Raw genomic sequence first — 13586 nt, forward strand, 5'->3', positions numbered from 1 at the left:
GGATGAACACACTCTGGTACCCGTCTGAGCGGGGGCACAGGGTCGAGGCATGAGCGAAACCGTCGTCTCCACCCGGGCCGTCCGTACGACGGCCGCGCCGCCCGCACTCGGCGGGCCCGGGCTGTTCACCGTGCTGCTGGCCGCGGCACTGCCGCTGATCGACTTCTTCATCGTCAACGTCGCCCTGCCGACCATCCGCACCGACCTCGCCGCGAGCGAGGCGGTGCTGGAGCTGGTCGTCGCCGGGTACGGCGTCGCGTACGCGGTGCTGCTCGTGCTCGGCGGGCGGCTCGGGGACCTGTTCGGCCGGCGCCGGCTGTTCCTCGGCGGGATGGCCGCGTTCGGGCTGACCTCGCTGGCCTGCGGGCTCGCGCCGGACGCGTGGAGCCTGGTCGCGGCGCGGGTCGCGCAGGGCGCCGCGGCCGCCGCGATGCTGCCGCAGGTGCTCGCCACCATCCAGGCCACCACGCGCGGCGCGCACCGGGCGCGGGCCATGAGCCTGTACGGCGCGACGGCCGGACTGGCCATGGTGGCCGGGCAGATACTCGGCGGAGTGCTCGTCGCCGCCGACATCGCCGGGACCGGCTGGCGGGCCGTGTTCCTCGTCAACGTGCCCGTGGTCGTGGCGGGTCTGCTCCTCGCCGTACGGTTCGTGCCCGAGACCCGCTCGCCGCACCCCGAGCCCGTCGACGGCCCCGGCACCGTCCTGCTCGCGGTGTCCCTGCTGACGCTGCTCGCGCCGCTGACCGAGGGCCGGGCGGCGGGCTGGCCGCTGTGGACGTGGCTGTCGCTGGCCGTGTTCCCGTTCGCCGTCGGCGCGTTCTGGGCCGTGGAGCGGCGGGCCGACCGGGCGGGGCGGACCCCGCTGGTGCCGCCGAGCCTGCTGGCGCTGGCCTCGCTGCGGCGCGGTCTGCTGCTGATCGTGCCGTTCTCGATCGGCTTCAGCGGCTTCATGTTCGTGATCGCGCTGGCGCTGCAACAGGGCGCCCGGCTCTCCCCGGTGCCGGCCGGGCTCGCGCTCGCGCCGATGGCCGTGACGTTCCTGCTCACCTCCCTCGCCGGCCCCCGGCTGATCGCCCGGTACGGCACCCGGGTGGTCACCGCCGGTGCCGTCGTCCAGGGCGTGGGCATCCTGCTGCTGGTGCTGGCCGCCTGGCGGGACTGGCCGCACCTCGGCCTCGCCCCGCTGCTGCCGGGCGCGGCCGTCGCAGGCGTCGGACAGGCGCTCCAACTGCCCAATGTGATGCGGCTGGTGCTGTCCGAGGTGCCGCCGGCCCGGGCCGGGGTCGGCAGCGGCGTGATGGTCACCACCCAGCAGTCCGCGCTCGCCCTCGGCGTGGCCACCCTGGGCACGCTGTTCCTCACCCTCGTACCGCGCGTGGGCATGCGGGAGGCACTGCTCGTCGCGTTGCTGGCGCAGTTGGCCGGGATCGTGCTGACGGGCCTGCTCAGCCTGCGGCTGCCGCGCGAGATCGGCTGAGCCCCGGCCACGACTCGCCCAACTGACCGTGAACAACTCCCTGTTGATGTTGATTCTGCTGCACACTCCCTGCGGGCACGCAGAGACGGAGGCAGGGATGGCACAGGACAACAGCACGAGCAAGGTCAGCCGCTGGGACCGGCACGGCCGGGAGCACGTCGTACGCGTGGAGCGCACGGGCGTGCAGCGGCTGATCAGATGCGACACCTGCGGCTGGCGCAGAAGCGCGCAGTTCCTGCCGTGGCTGAAGGCGGAGGAGCATCTGGCCGAGGTCCACCAGGCGACGGTCGACCCGGCGGGCAGTCACCAAGGGTAAAAAACGGGTAACGGAGAGGATTGGGAAAACGTTGTCCAACCTGCGGCTTTACGCAAAGCGATAGACGTTTCAACGGCTGCCGCGGCCCGTTCGACATGCCGCTGCGCCGCACTCGGGTGAGCCTGGACTGGCGAGCAGGCCCCGCGAGGGCCGCTCGCGACAGGGGGGAACTCCCTCGAAAACAGGAGACCCACATGAGCTTCACCCGGAGCCGCTGCGCCCGAGCGCTCGCCGCCGGCACCCTCTCCCTCGCCCTGCTGTCGGCCGGTACGGCCGCAGCCTTCGCCGCGAACGAGAAGCCGAGCCCCTCACCCACCACACACATGACGGGCAAGCCGAAGCCCACGTCCAGCCCCAGCATGGACAAGGCCTCGATCACCCTGACGGCCAAGCCGACCACGGTGAAGACCGGCGAATCGGTGAAGCTCGCCGGACGCACCTCGGGCCTGAAGATCGGCTCCCCGCTGGTGCTCCAGCACGAGGTGAACGGCAAGTGGACCAAGCTGACCCCGACCACGGTGGTCAAGAAGAACAACTCCTACGCCATGACCGCCAAACTGCCCAAGGGCACACACGTCCTGCGGGTCGTGAGCGCGAACAAGGCCGGCAAGGCCGTCTCGCCGACCGTCACGGTGAAGGTGAGCTGAGTCCCCTCACCAACAGGTCCACCACCGCCGTGAACTCCTCGTCGATGCCGGGGCCGGTCCATTCCCTGGCGTAGCAGGGGTCGTGGAAACGGCCGGTGGCCTGGAAGACGGCGCGGGCCGCAGGGGCCGGGTCGGGTACCGGGAAGGTGCCCGACTCGGCCCCCGTCGCGATGATCCGGGTCAACTGCCCGGTCAGTTCGTCGATGTGCTCGGCGACCGCCGCGACGTTCTCGTCGGTCAGCACCGTGTACGTCGCGAACAGCTCGGGGTCGTCGCCCGCCTTGTGCCGCTTGGCGTCGAACAGCGCCACGAGCCAGGCCCGCAGCCGCTCCTCGGGGGTGCCGTCCATGGAGACGATGCTGGCCAGCCGCTGCGACGTGCGGTCCAGCCAGCGCTTGGTGACGGCCTCGCGCAGTGCCGCCTTGGTGCGGAAGTGGCGGTAGACACTGCCGTGGCTGACGCCGAGCGCGCGGGCCACGTCGACCACGGTGGCCTTGGCCGGGCCGTGCCGGCGCAGCACCTCCTCGGTGGCTTCGAGGATGCGCTCGGCGGTCAGGGTCCCGGTGGGCGGTGTCATGTCATAGACCGTACGTCATGGGCCTGGTACGGCCGCCGGGTCAGCGCTCGCTGTCGAGCGTCGTCATCTGCGCGGACGGGTAGCGGTCGCCGGCCGCCGCGTCCGCCGGCACGGCCTCCTCGATCGCCGCCAGGTCGGCCGCGTCCAGGGTGACGTCCAGCGCGCCGAGCGACTCGGTGAGCCGCTCGCGGGTGCGGGCGCCGACCAGCGGGACGATGTCGTCCCCGCGGGAGAGGACCCAGGCGATGGCGGTCTGCGCGACCGACGCGCCCTTCTGCTCGGCGATCTTGCGCAGGGCCTCGACCAGGTTCAGGTTGTGCTGGAGGTTCTCGCCCTGGAAGCGGGGCGAGTGGGCACGGAAGTCGGTCGGGGCGAGCTGCCGGTCACGGGTGAAGTGGCCGGAGATCAGGCCGCGGGACAGCACGCCGTACGCCGTGATCGCGATGCCCAGCTCGCGGACGGTCGGCAGGATCTCCCGCTCGATGCCCCGGCTGATCAGCGAGTACTCGATCTGGAGGTCGGCGATCGGAGCGGTGGCGGCGGCCCGGCGGACGGTCTCGGCGCCGACCTCGCTGAGGCCGACGTGCCGGACGTAGCCCTTCTCGATCAGTTCCGCGATGGCGCCGACGGTCTCCTCGATCGGCACGTCCGGGTCGAGGCGGGCGATCCGGTAGACGTCGATGTGGTCGACGCCGAGGCGCTGGAGGGAGTAGGCGGCGAAGTTCTTCACGGCGGCCGGGCGGCCGTCGTAGCCGGTCCAGTTGCCCTCCGGGTCGCGCAGGGCGCCGAACTTCACGCTGGTCAGGGCCTTCTCGCGCAGGGCGGCCGGGGCGGTGCGCAGGGCCTCGCCGATCAGCATCTCGTTGTGCCCCATGGCGTAGAAGTCGCCGGTGTCGAGGAGTGTGACGCCCGCGTCCAGGGCGGCGTGGACGGTCGCGACGGACTCCGCGCGGTCGGCGTCGCCGTAGAGCGCGGACATGCCCATGCAGCCGAGGCCGAGGGCGGAGACGGTCGGGCCGGTGGTTCCGAGGTTTCGGGTTCGCATCGTCATGTCCCCCACTGTGACACGACGACTGACAAATTTCAATATCTGTCAGTCCAACTATGTCAGCGAATTCGGGAAAATGGTCCAGACCTATTGACGAGAGGTCTGGACCACGAGCACTGTCATGCCTACGACACCTCGCCGCACCCCCACCGGGAGGCCTCGCATGCTCAGACGTCTGCTCGCCGCCGCGCTCACGGCCGCCGCCCTCGCCCCCCTCTCGATCGCCGCCGCCCCGACCGCCTCCGCCGCCGACACCTGCGCGGTCAAGTCCCGGCCGGCCGGAAAGGTCCTCCAGGGCTACTGGGAGAACTGGGACGGCTCGGCCAACGGGGTCCACCCGCCCTTCGGCTGGACCCCGATCACCGACTCCCGTATCCCCGCGCACGGTTACAACGTGATCGACGCGGCCTTCCCGGTGATCCGGTCCGACGGCACGGCGCTGTGGGAGGACGGCATGGACACCGGCGTGAAGGTCGCCACCCCGGCACAGATGTGCGCGGCGAAGGCCTCCGGCCAGACGATCCTGCTCTCGATCGGCGGCGCCACGGCCGGCATCGACCTCAACTCGACCGCCGTGGCGGACACGTTCGTCTCGACCATCGTCCCGATCCTGAAGCAGTACAACTTCGACGGCATCGACATCGACATCGAGACCGGCCTGACGGGCAGCGGCAACATCGGCCAACTGTCCACGTCCCAGGCCAACTTGATCCGCATCATCGACGGGATCCTGGCGCGCATGCCGTCGGGCTTCGGCCTGACGATGGCCCCGGAGACGGCGTACGTCACCGGCGGCAGCGTCACCTACGGCTCGATCTGGGGCGCGTACCTGCCGATCGTCAAGAAGTACGCGGACAACGGCCGGCTGTGGTGGCTGAACATGCAGTACTACAACGGCAGCATGTACGGCTGCTCCGGCGACTCCTACGAGGCCGGCACGGTCGCCGGCTTCACGGCGCAGACCGACTGCCTGGACAAGGGGCTGGTGGTGCAGGGCACGACCGTCAGGGTGCCCTACGACAAGCAGGTCCCGGGCCTGCCCGCACAGCCCGGCGCGGGCGGCGGCTACCTGTCACCGTCGCTCGTCTCCCAGGCCTGGCAGCACTACGGCGGCGCGCTCAAGGGCCTGATGGACTGGTCGATCAACTGGGACGGTTCGAAGAACTGGACGTTCGGGGACAACGTGAAGGCGTTGCAAGGGCGTTGAGGCAAGGAAAAACGCCCACCCTCCGGCCGACCGAGTCGGCTGGAGGGTGGGCGTCGGCGACGGTGGGCGTCAGCAGCCGATGAGACGCTGCGCCAGGTAGCCCTCGATCTGGTCCAGGGACACGCGCTCCTGCTTCATCGAGTCGCGCTCACGCACGGTGACGGCGTTGTCCTCAAGGGTGTCGAAGTCGACCGTCACGCAGTACGGCGTGCCGATCTCGTCCTGGCGGCGGTAGCGGCGGCCGATGGCGCCGGCGTCGTCGAACTCGATGTTCCAGTTCTGCCGCAGCGCCTGGGCGAGGCCCTTGGCCTTCGGGGACAGCTCGGGGTTGCGGGACAGCGGCAGGACGGCGACCTTCACCGGGGCCAGGCGGTGGTCCAGGCGCAGCACCGTGCGCTTCTCCATCTTGCCCTTGGCGTTCGGCGCCTCGTCCTCGACGTAGGCGTCGAGCAGGAAGGCCAGCATCGTGCGGCCGACACCGGCCGCGGGCTCGATGACGTACGGGGTCCAGCGCTCCTGGGCCTCCTGGTCGTAGTAGGCCAGGTCCTGGCCGGAGGCCTTGGAGTGGGCGCCGAGGTCGTAGTCGGTGCGGTTGGCGACACCCTCCAGCTCGCCCCACTCGCTGCCGCCGAACTGGAAGCGGTACTCGATGTCGGCGGTGCGCTTGGAGTAGTGGGAGAGCTTCTCCTTCGGGTGCTCGTACCAGCGCATGTTCTCGGTACGCAGGCCGAGGCCCGTGTACCAGTTCCAGCGCTGCTCCATCCAGTACTCCTGCCACTTCTCGTCCTCGCCCGGCTTGACGAAGAACTCCATCTCCATCTGCTCGAACTCGCGGGTGCGGAAGATGAAGTTGCCGGGCGTGATCTCGTTGCGGAAGGACTTGCCCATCTGGGCGATGCCGAACGGGGGCTTGCGGCGCGAGGTGGTCTGCACCTGGGCGAAGTTGGTGAAGATGCCCTGGGCGGTCTCGGGACGCAGGTACGCGACGGAGCCGGAGTCCTGGGTCGGGCCGAGGTGGGTGGACAGCAGGCCGGAGAACTGCTTGGGCTCGGTGAACTGGCCCTTGTTGCCGCAGTTCGGGCAGTTGATGTCAGCGAGGCCGTTCGCCGGGGCGTGGCCCTTCTTCTCCTCGTACGCCTCTTCCAGGTGGTCGGCGCGGAACCGCTTGTGACACGCGGTGCACTCGGTCAGCGGGTCCGTGAAGGTGGCGACGTGGCCGGACGCGACCCAGACCTCGGAGGCCAGGATGACGGACGAGTCGATGCCGACCACGTCCTCGCGCGACGTCACCATGTAGCGCCACCACTGGCGCTTGATGTTCTCCTTGAGCTCGACACCCAGCGGTCCGTAGTCCCAGGCGGCGCGCTGACCGCCGTAGATCTCACTGCACGGGAAAACGAAGCCACGGCGCTTGCTCAGGCTGACGATGGTGTCGATCTTGTCGGCGGCCACGGTGCTCTCTTCATGACGATTACGACGACGGGCGATGGAGCGAGATGCATCCAGCTTGCTTGCGAATGATTCAGGGTACCGGCGGGGGCTCCCCCTCAATCAAATCGGTACCGCTCACCAGGCTTGTTGACAACGGTTTCCATATTTGTTGAAAATGACTGTCATGAACGTACGACGACGCCTCATACCCACCGCCGCGCTCACCGCGGTCACCGCCCTCGGTATCGGCACGCTGTCCGCCTGCTCCAGCGACAAGGCCGAGGCGGCGAACACCGGCAAGCTCGGCGTCGTCGCGTCCTTCTATCCCATGGCCTTCCTGGCCGAGCAGATCGGTGGCGCCCATGTGCACGTCACCAGTCTCACCTCCCCCGGCCAGGAACCCCACGACCTGGAGATCAGCCCCAAGCAGATCGCGATGCTCCAGGACTCCGACGCGGTCGTGTACCTGAAGAACCTCCAGCCCTCCGTCGACGACGCGGTGGCCCAGTCCCCGGTGAAGACGAAGATCGACGCGGCCGCCCTGACCACGCTGGAGAAGCACGGCAACGAGGTCGGCGGCCACGCGGCCTCCCACGACACCCACCCCGGCGAGGAGTCCGGCGCCGAGGACCCCCACATCTGGCTCGACCCGGTGCGCTACGCCCAGGTCGCCCAGGGGGTCGGCAAGGCCTTCGAGAAGGCCGACCCGAAGCACGCGGCCGACTACGAGAAGAACACCGCCGCGCTGGTCGGGAAACTGACCGACCTGGACAAGCAGTTCAAGGACGGCCTGGCCCGCACGAAGACCAAGGTCTTCATCACCACGCACGCCGCCTTCGGCTACCTCGCCGAGCGCTACGGCCTGACCGAGGAGGCCATCAACGGCCTCGACCCCGAGTCCGAGCCCAGCGCCGCCCGGGTCCGGGACCTGGAGAAGATGGCCAGGGCCGACGGCGTCTCCACCGTCTTCTACGAGACGCTCGTGAGCGACAAGACCGCCCGGACCATCGCGGGCGACGCCGGCCTGAGGACCGACGTCCTGGACCCCATCGAGGGCATCACCGCCAAGTCCCGCGGCAAGGACTACTTCGCCGTCCAGGAGGCCAACCTCAAGGCCCTCCAGCAGGCGCTGGGCGCCAAGTGACCGGCAGGGAGGGCAGGATCATGGGAGAGCCCGTCATAGCCCTGCGCGGGGTGACCGCCGAACTCGGCGCCCGTCCCGTGCTGCGCGGCATCGACCTCACCGTCGGCCGCGGCGAGGTCGTCGCGCTGCTCGGCGCGAACGGCTCCGGCAAGTCCACCGCGATCCGCACGGTCATCGGCCAGGTCCCGGCGAGCGGCGGCACGATCGAGCTGTTCGGCACCCCGCGCCGCTCGTTCCGCGCCTGGTCGCGCGTGGGCTACGTACCCCAGCGCACGACGGCCGCCGGCGGGGTCCCCGCGACGGTGACCGAGATCGTCTCCTCCGGGCGGCTCTCCCGCACCCGCTTCGGCGTCTTCCGCCGGGCCGACCGGGAGGCCGTGCACCGGGCCCTGGCGGCGGTCGGGATGGCCGACCGCGCCAAGGACTCGGTGAACGCCCTCTCCGGCGGCCAGCACCAGCGCGTGCTGATCGCCCGCGCGCTCGTCGCCGAACCCGAGCTGCTGATCATGGATGAGCCGATGGCGGGCGTCGACCTGGCCAGCCAGGAGATCCTCGCCCGCACCCTGAAGGAGCAGGTGGCGGCGGGCGCCACGGTCCTCCTCGTGCTGCACGAACTCGGCCCGCTGGAGCCGCTGATCGACCGCGCGGTCGTCCTGCGCGACGGCTGCGTCCTGCACGACGGCCCGCCCCCGCAGGCCCTGGGCCAGCACGCGCTCCCCGGCCACGACCACGTCCACCCCCACGAGTCGATCCACACGGGACTGCTGAGCTGATGGACTTCCTGAACTACGCCTTCATGCAGCGGGCACTGCTCGCCGCCGTCCTGGTCGGCATCACCGCCCCCGCCGTCGGCATCTACCTGGTCCAGCGCCGCCAGGCCCTGATGGGCGACGGCATCGGCCATGTGGCGATGACGGGGGTGGGACTGGGCTTCCTGTTGTCGACGTCCCCCGTGTGGATGGCGACGGCGGTCTCGGTCCTCGGCGCGGTCCTGATGGAGCTGATCCGCTGGTACGGAAAGACGCGCGGCGACATCGCCCTCGCCATGCTCTTCTACGGCGGCATGGCCGGCGGCGTGATGTTCATCAACCTCGCGCCGGGCGGCTCCAACGCGAACCTGACGTCGTACCTGTTCGGCTCGCTGTCCACGGTGTCGCAGTCGGACGTCGTCTCGATCTGCCTGCTCGCCGCGTTCGTGGTGCTGGTCACCCTCGGGCTGCGCCGCCAGCTGTTCGCGGTCAGCCAGGACGAGGAGTTCGCCCGGGTCACCGGCCTGCCGGTGCGCGCGCTCAACCTCCTGACGGCGGTGACGGCGGCGGTCACGGTCACGGTCGCGATGCGCGTGGTCGGGCTGCTGCTGGTGTCCGCGCTGATGGTCGTGCCGGTGGCGGCGGCCCAGCAGCTCACCCGCAGCTTCACCGCCACGTTCGTGATCGCCGTCGCGATCGGCATCGCCGTGACCGTCAGCGGCACGATCACCTCCTACTACCAGGACGTCCCGCCCGGTGCGACGATCGTTCTGCTGACCATCGCCGCGTTCGTCGCGCTGACCGCGCTGGCCACCCCGCTGGCCCGGCGACGCGCCCGCGCGGCGGCCCAGGCCGGGCCCGCCGGGGACCCGGCGGAGTGCACGATCCCGACCACGATTCCGGCCACGAGAGGGGCCGGGGACGAGATCGGCGTCTGACCGCCGGCAGCCCGGGCTGGCACAATGGCCCGGGCACAGGCGAGACGTGAGGAGGCAACCGGTGACGACCGCTGGACCGCCCGTGAAGGGCCGCGCGACCCGACAGCGGGCAGCCGTGTCGGCGGCGCTGAACGAGGTGGACGAGTTCCGCAGCGCGCAGGAACTGCACGACATGCTCAAGCACAAGGGCGACTCGGTCGGGCTGACCACGGTGTACCGCACCCTGCAGTCCCTCGCCGACGCCGGCGAGGTCGACGTCCTGCGCACCTCCGACGGCGAGTCCGTCTACCGCCGCTGCTCGACCGGCGAGCACCACCACCACCTGGTGTGCCGTGCCTGCGGCAAGGCCGTGGAGGTCGAGGGCCCGGCCGTCGAGAAGTGGGCCGAGGCGATCGCGGCGGAGCACGGCTACGTCAACGTGGCCCACACGGTGGAGATCTTCGGTACGTGCGCGGACTGCGCGGGCGGCGCGTCCTAGCCGGCCGCGGCCGAAGCACCGCCCGAGTCGACGAACGGCTTCGTGAAGAGGCGGCGCAGCACGCTGCGCGGGCCTTGGCCCACAGGGCGAGGACGAGATCGCCGTCCTCGCCGTCCGTGGCTACGAAGTGGCCTGGTTCCCCTTGATGGCGGCTTCCATGGCCAGCAGTTCCTCGTTCGGCACGGCCCCGCCGAAGCGCCGGTCGCGGGAGGCGAACTCCATGCAAGCCCGCCACAGGTCGCGCCGGTCGAAGTCCGGCCACAGCACGTCCTGGAAGACCATCTCGGCGTACGCGCTCTGCCAGAGCAGGTAGTTGGAGGTGCGCTGCTCGCCGCTGGGCCGCAGGAAGAGGTCGACGTCCGGCATGTCGGGGTAGTACAGGTACTTCTGGATGGTCTTCTCGCTGACCTTGGCCGGGTCGAGCCGGCCCGCCTTCACGTCCTCGGCCAACGCCTTGGCGGCGTCGGCGAGTTCGGCACGGCCGCCGTAGTTCATGCAGAAGTACAGCGTCAACAGGTCGTTGTCCTTGGTCTGCTCCTGGGCGACCTGGAGCTCCTTGGCGACCGACTTCCACAGCCTGGGCATCCGGCCCACCCAGCGCACCCGGATCCCGAGCGCGTCGAGCTGGTCGCGGGTCTTGCGGATGAAGTCGCGGTTGAAGTTCATCAGGAAGCGGACCTCGTCGGGCGAGCGCTTCCAGTTCTCCGTCGAGAAGGCGTACAGGGAGATGTTGCGCACCCCGACCTCGATGGAGCCCTGCAGCACGTCGAGGACCCGCTCGGCGCCGACCTTGTGCCCTTCCGTCCGGGGCAGCCCGCGCTCCTTCGCCCAGCGCCCGTTGCCGTCCATGACGATGGCCACGTGGTTCGGCACCAGCTCGCCGGGGAGCTTCGGCGCGCGGGCACCCGACGGGTGCGGCTCCGGCGCCTGGTACTCGCGGCGCTGACGCCCCAGGATCCCGCGTACGACCATGTGCTTCTCGTCTCCCTACTACCGCTAGCTTTTTTCCACGTACCGCAGCGAGCGCAGCCCGCGCTCCAGATGCCAGTGCAGGTAGGCCGACACCAGCCCACTGCCCTCGCGGACGTACCGCGCCTCGCACGTGTCCGCCGTCTCCCAGTCTCCCGTAAGCAGGGCCCCCAGGAGAACCAGGGCCTGCGGTGAGGGTACGACGCTGCCGGGCACCCGGCAGTCGACGCAGACGGAGCCGCCGGAGGCCACGGAGAAGAACCGGTTGGGTCCGGGCATCCCGCACTTCGCGCAGTCGCCGAAGCTGGGGGCGTATCCGTTGACGGCGAGGGAGCGCAGCAGGAAGGCGTCGAGGACGAGGTGCGGGGCGTGCTCCCCGCGCGCAAGCGTCCGCAGGGCGCCCACGAGCAGCAGATACTGCTGCACCGCCGGCTCCCCCTCGTGATCGGTGAACCGCTCGGCGGTCTCCAGCATGGCCGTCCCGGCGGTGTAGCGGGCGTAGTCGGTCACGATCCCGCCGCCGTACGCCGCGATGGTCTCGCTCTGCGTGCACAGCGGCAGCCCGCGCCCGACCAGCTCGCTCCCGCGCGCGAAGAACTGCACGTCGACGTGGGAGAAGGGCTCCAGCCGGGCCCCGAACTTCGACTTCGTCCGCCGCACCCCGCGCGCCACGGCGCGTACCCGCCCGTGACCGCGCGTGAGCAACGTGATGATCCGGTCCGCCTCACCCAGCTTCTGGGTGCGCAGCACGATGCCGTCGTCGCGGAACAGGCTCATGCCGTCCATTCTCACGTACGGGGACCACTGCGCTGTCCGTCCGGGTGAAAACAGCCGATATGCATGGAGGGGGCCATTCCCTGTGCGCCCCCTTGACCGCCCCCAAAGCCCCTTTTATGGTCACGCTGACCGAACCGGACGTAGGACGTCGTACCTCCTCTCTCACCTCCCCGACCTCGCTGGAGGCCCCGTGCGTGACGACGTGACCCGCGACCCGCCGGCCCCGCGCCGCCGGTCCTTCCTGAAAGGCGCCGGCGCGCTCGGGCTGGCCACCGCCCTGCCGTCCACGCTGGCCGCCTGCTCGGGCGGGCCGCAGTCCACGAACGACACCGGGGGCGGCGGCAGCGGGAAGGACCGGACGCTGACCGCCGTGATCGGGTACGGCAACGACGGCAGCTGGGATCCGACCCAGACCGCGTCGGCCTTCTCGATGGCCGCCAACAACCACATCTACGAGGGCCTGCTGGACACCGATCCGATCAGCCGGGTGCCGTATCCCGCCCTCGGCACCGAGGTGCCCGGCGATCCCGGCGCCACCACCTGGAAGTTCGGCCTGCGGAAAGGGGCCACCTTCCACGACGGCACGCCCGTCACCGCCGACGACGTCGTGTTCGTCTTCGACCGGATCCTCGACCCGAGGACCCCGACCCTCGCCAAGGGGTTCTTCGAGAGCTGGCTGAAGGAAGTCCGGAAGGTGGACGACCGCACCGTCGAGCTCGTCCTCAAGTTCCCCTTCCCGGACGGGCTTTCGCGGCTCACCCTGGCCAAGATCATGCCGAAGCACGTGTTCTCCCGGCCCGGCGGCTGGGACAGGGCGATCACGGGGCTGGCGGTCGGCTCGGGGCCGTACCGGCAGAGTGCGCATCATCCGAAGTCGAACACGACGTTCGAGGCGTTCGCCGCGTACAACGGGCCGCGCCCGGCCGCCTTCCGGCGGATGAACTGGCTGACGATCGTCGACGCGGCGCCGCGCGTCGCGAAGATCTCCGGGTCCGACGCCGGCGCGCAGATCGCGGACAACATCCCGTACGCCAACATCGCGCGGCTGGAGCAGGGCGGGCTGACGGTCTCGGGCGGGGCCGGGATGAACAACCTCTTCCTGATGTTCAACACCGCGCACAAGCCCTTCGACGACGTGCGCGTGCGGCAGGCGCTCCACTACGCGATCGACCGGCAGAAGATGGTGCAGGTCGCCCTCCGGGGGCACGGGAAGCCCGCCTCTTCCTTCCTCAACGAGGGGAATCCGTCGTACCGGCGGGCGAAGACCGTCTACGACCACGACCCCGAGAAGGCGAAGGCGCTGCTGAAGGCCGCCGGGGTCAACGGGCTGAAGGTCAACATCCTCGCGGTGAACGTCAGTTGGATCGTGGACTGCCTGCCGACCATCAAGTCCTCCTGGGACGCGATCGGTGTCGAGACGACGCTGGCGCCGCAGGAGACCACGGCCGTGTTCACCAAGATGGACCAGAAGCAGGACTACCAGGTGGTGGCGGCGGCCTCCAATCCCAATCAGTTCGGGCTCGACGCGGACCTGATCATGCACTACAACTACGGGCCGCAGAACCTGTGGATGGGGTACACGCGGTGGGCCGGCGATCCCGTCGCCCAGCGGCTCTTCGCCGACATGGACCGGGCGACCGCAGAGCCCGACCCCGCGAGGAAGAAGGCGCTCGTCCAGGACTGCATCGACGTCGTCGCCGAGCAGGCGGTGCTGTACCCCGTCGTCCACAACGAGCTGATGACGGCCTGGGATCCGCGCAGGCTCACCGGGATAAGGGCCCAGCCGTACCCCGGGATCAACGTGCTCCAGGCCAAGTGGGTCTGA

At 70.1% G+C, this 13586-nt stretch carries 14 protein-coding genes; 9 read left to right on the plus strand and 5 right to left on the minus strand.

The features are described 5' to 3' along the window. Nucleotides 1-49: 49 nt before the first annotated feature. The 3 genes from ACFC8N_RS01455 to ACFC8N_RS01465 all read left to right on the plus strand — a co-directional run bounded on the left by ACFC8N_RS01455 (nucleotide 50) and on the right by ACFC8N_RS01465 (nucleotide 2443). Nucleotides 50-1480, plus strand: a complete 1431-nt coding sequence (locus ACFC8N_RS01455) for an MFS transporter (protein ID WP_362821514.1) — start codon at nucleotides 50-52, stop codon at nucleotides 1478-1480. A 97-nt stretch (nucleotides 1481-1577) separates the two neighbouring features. After that, entirely contained in the window at nucleotides 1578-1796 is a 219-nt protein-coding gene (locus ACFC8N_RS01460; protein ID WP_362821513.1) for a hypothetical protein, read from the plus strand. A gap of 194 nt (nucleotides 1797-1990) precedes the next feature. Further along, a complete protein-coding gene (locus ACFC8N_RS01465) occupies nucleotides 1991-2443 on the plus strand; it encodes a hypothetical protein (protein ID WP_376285331.1) in 453 nt (150 codons plus the stop codon). Here the strand turns inward: ACFC8N_RS01465 and ACFC8N_RS01470 are convergent. Further along, entirely contained in the window at nucleotides 2424-3020 is a 597-nt protein-coding gene (locus tag ACFC8N_RS01470; RefSeq protein WP_376285334.1) for a TetR family transcriptional regulator, read from the minus strand. The two genes, ACFC8N_RS01465 and ACFC8N_RS01470, sit on opposite strands and share 20 nt — an antisense overlap. Before the next feature lie 40 nt (nucleotides 3021-3060). Continuing rightward, on the minus strand, nucleotides 3061-4071 hold the full coding sequence (locus ACFC8N_RS01475; protein WP_356030927.1) for an aldo/keto reductase: 1011 nt from the start codon (nucleotides 4069-4071) through the stop codon (nucleotides 3061-3063). Nucleotides 4072-4231: 160 nt separating this feature from the next. Here ACFC8N_RS01475 and ACFC8N_RS01480 point away from each other — a divergent pair, with 160 nt between their 5' ends. Beyond that, on the plus strand, nucleotides 4232-5275 hold the full coding sequence (locus tag ACFC8N_RS01480; protein WP_376285338.1) for a chitinase: 1044 nt from the start codon (nucleotides 4232-4234) through the stop codon (nucleotides 5273-5275). A 69-nt stretch (nucleotides 5276-5344) separates the two neighbouring features. On the opposite strand, the gene ACFC8N_RS01485 is transcribed toward ACFC8N_RS01480, so the two are convergent. Beyond that, nucleotides 5345-6727 carry a glycine--tRNA ligase gene (locus ACFC8N_RS01485; protein WP_356030924.1) on the minus strand — a complete coding sequence of 461 codons (1383 nt, stop codon included), beginning with the start codon at nucleotides 6725-6727 and terminating at the stop codon, nucleotides 5345-5347. 163 nt (nucleotides 6728-6890) lie between these two features. Between ACFC8N_RS01485 and ACFC8N_RS01490 the strand changes: the two genes are divergently transcribed. From ACFC8N_RS01490 to ACFC8N_RS01505, 4 genes are all read left to right on the plus strand, one after another. Beyond that, a complete protein-coding gene (locus ACFC8N_RS01490; RefSeq protein ID WP_362821510.1) occupies nucleotides 6891-7850 on the plus strand; it encodes a metal ABC transporter substrate-binding protein in 960 nt (319 codons plus the stop codon). 20 nt (nucleotides 7851-7870) lie between these two features. Next, nucleotides 7871-8623, plus strand: coding sequence for a metal ABC transporter ATP-binding protein (locus tag ACFC8N_RS01495; protein ID WP_356030921.1), 753 nt, complete (start codon nucleotides 7871-7873; stop codon nucleotides 8621-8623). Continuing rightward, a complete protein-coding gene (locus ACFC8N_RS01500; protein ID WP_356030920.1) occupies nucleotides 8623-9537 on the plus strand; it encodes a metal ABC transporter permease in 915 nt (304 codons plus the stop codon). The genes ACFC8N_RS01495 and ACFC8N_RS01500 overlap by 1 nt, the downstream gene beginning before the upstream one ends. A 61-nt stretch (nucleotides 9538-9598) precedes the next feature. Continuing rightward, nucleotides 9599-10015 carry a Fur family transcriptional regulator gene (locus tag ACFC8N_RS01505; RefSeq protein ID WP_071381702.1) on the plus strand — a complete coding sequence of 139 codons (417 nt, stop codon included), beginning with the start codon at nucleotides 9599-9601 and terminating at the stop codon, nucleotides 10013-10015. A 120-nt stretch (nucleotides 10016-10135) separates the two neighbouring features. Here the strand turns inward: ACFC8N_RS01505 and ACFC8N_RS01510 are convergent, their stop codons facing one another. Beyond that, nucleotides 10136-10987, minus strand: coding sequence for an isoprenyl transferase (locus ACFC8N_RS01510; protein WP_356030918.1), 852 nt, complete (start codon nucleotides 10985-10987; stop codon nucleotides 10136-10138). Between the two features lie 24 nt (nucleotides 10988-11011). Beyond that, complete coding sequence (gene recO / locus ACFC8N_RS01515; protein ID WP_071370650.1) at nucleotides 11012-11761, minus strand: DNA repair protein RecO; 750 nt, start codon at nucleotides 11759-11761, stop codon at nucleotides 11012-11014. Between the two features lie 190 nt (nucleotides 11762-11951). On the opposite strand from recO, the gene ACFC8N_RS01520 reads away from it, so the two are divergent. Then, complete coding sequence (locus ACFC8N_RS01520) at nucleotides 11952-13586, plus strand: ABC transporter substrate-binding protein (protein ID WP_376285344.1); 1635 nt, start codon at nucleotides 11952-11954, stop codon at nucleotides 13584-13586.

The organism is Streptomyces sp. NPDC055966 (assembly GCF_042269865.1).
Lineage (GTDB): Bacteria > Actinomycetota > Actinomycetes > Streptomycetales > Streptomycetaceae > Streptomyces.